Raw genomic sequence first — 507 nt, 5'->3', positions numbered from 1 at the left:
TGAAGAATTTGACGGACGTCCCAACTCCCAGCTCGCTGTAGATGTGCACATGTCCGCCGGACTGCCTGGCAAACCCGTAGATCATCGACAGGCCAAGGCCGGTACCCTGGCCGACCGGCTTCGTGGTAAAGAAAGGCTCGAAAACCTTCTCGAGGGTAGAGGCCGACATGCCGATCCCGGTATCGCTGACACTGAGAACCACGTAATCGCCTGGCGCCAGACCCGGATGGTCGATGGCGTAATGCTCGTCGAGGTGCACATTGTCCGTTTCCACGACGAGCTTGCCGCCGCTGGGCATTGCATCGCGAGCATTGATGCACAGGTTGAGCAAGGCGCTTTCCAACTGGTTCGCATCAGAGGACGCGGCCCACAGTTCCGGATTCAAATGGGTTTCGAGAACGGTTTGCTCGCCAAGCGTTCGATCCAGCAATTCATTCATGCTGCAAACCAGCGCGTTGACGTCGAGAGTACGCAGATCGAGTGACTGGCGTCTGCCGAATGCAAGCA

At 57.8% G+C, this 507-nt stretch carries 1 protein-coding gene; it reads right to left on the bottom strand.

The window, feature by feature from the left end:
- Positions 1–439, bottom strand: a 439-nt coding sequence (locus ACI3K3_RS25830; RefSeq protein WP_404918987.1) for an ATP-binding protein, incomplete at its 3' end; no start/stop codon positions are given.
- Positions 440–507 lie beyond the last annotated feature (68 nt).

This window comes from Novosphingobium sp. ZW T3_23, from assembly GCF_044987305.1.
In the GTDB taxonomy this organism is placed as follows: Bacteria; Pseudomonadota; Alphaproteobacteria; order Sphingomonadales; family Sphingomonadaceae; genus Novosphingobium.
The sequence above is the reverse complement of the archived record's forward strand: the minus strand, read 5'-3'. Positions and strand labels throughout refer to the sequence as shown.